The sequence below is a fragment of the Arthrobacter sp. Dra40 genome, from assembly GCF_059091905.1.
In genome coordinates, this window is the sequence record NZ_JBNHHB010000495.1 from 1 (window position 1) to 1,286 (window position 1,286).

The window sequence follows — 1,286 nt, forward strand, 5'->3', positions numbered from 1 at the left end:
ACCGCACGCACATGCGCGGCGACCTGCCGTTCGACCCGTTCATGATCAAGCAGCGGATGCCCTACTTCCTGTACTCGCTGGAGGAACTGCGCTGCGATTTGACCGCCTTCCGGGAGTCCGTGCGCCTGGCCCATGACGCCAAGGCCTCCGACGAGGTCCGCCGGCATGCGCAACTGGTGCAGTACGCAGTGATCTTTGACCGGATCTTCCGCTTCGCCATCACCGGCAGCCGGGTGCGCAACTATGACGGCCTGGGCGGACAGCTGCTGTTCGCCTGGCTGCACCAGCACCGCGTGCTGCACTGGACCGACGGGAAGCTCTCTCTCGACTGGGAGAACGTCGCAGACGCCGTCGTGGCCTTGGGCCAGGAAATCGAGGATCTGTACTGGCGCTCCATCGACCGGCCCAAGGTGGCGCATTGGCTGGCTGCCTACGAGATGCTGACCCGGACGCTCACGCCGCACCCGGCCTCGGTCTGGGCCAAGGGCCCCGACGCCCTGCCGCTGACCGGGCTGCCGCGCGAGCTGACGGACCAGGTGATGGACGACGAATTCCCGCTGTCGATGTTCTACGAGGCCCTCTCGCGGAAGATGAAACCCGTGATCGAATCCACCTCGGGCATCACCGGGGCTCAGGCCTGAGATGGCGGCAGATGCGCACCACGGCGGCGGCGGCACTCTCGGGTCCGAAGAGCTGCTGGCCGCCACGCCCGGCCCGGCCGCACTCACCGGTTTGAAGGTGGTGGTGGCCGGTGCCTCAGGTGCCTCCGGCCGCGCCGTTACCGCCGCCCTGACCGGCGTCGGCGCCACGGTGCTGGCGGTGGGCAGCAACCGGGACCGGCTGGCCGCCGCCTACGCGGATAACGACGCCGTTGCCTCCTTCCAGTGCGACCTCGCCGATCGGGGTGCGGTGGAAAACCTGGCCGACACCATCGCCGCGGAGCACGGCGGCGCCGACGGCCTGCTCCATTTGGTCGGCGGCTGGCGCGGAGGCAAGGGGCTGGCCGGGCAGTCGGACGAGGACTGGGACTTCCTCCACCAGCAGCTGATCACTACGCTGCGGAACACCACCCGCGCGTTCTATCCGCAGCTGGAGGCTTCTGCGTCCGGCAGGGCGTCCATCGTCTCCGCCACGGCAACCGACTCCCCTACCGCCTCCGGCGCCAATTACGCAGCTGCCAAAGCCGCCGCGGAAACCTGGATGCTCTCGGTGGCCGACGGCTTCCGCCGGTCCCAATCCGGGCGCAAGGAGGACCCCATGCCCCAGCGGTCCGCCGCCGTCGTACT

General features: G+C 69.1%; 2 protein-coding genes. Both read left to right on the forward strand.

Annotated features, from left to right (window positions below; genetic code table 11):
* Nucleotides 1-641 (forward strand): DUF6421 family protein (locus tag AC5RWT_RS37500; protein WP_494084637.1); only part of this gene is annotated, 641 nt, incomplete at its 5' end.
* Between the two features lies 1 nt (nt 642).
* Nucleotides 643-1,286, forward strand: a 644-nt coding sequence (locus tag AC5RWT_RS37505; protein WP_494084638.1) for an SDR family NAD(P)-dependent oxidoreductase, incomplete at its 3' end; no start/stop codon positions are given.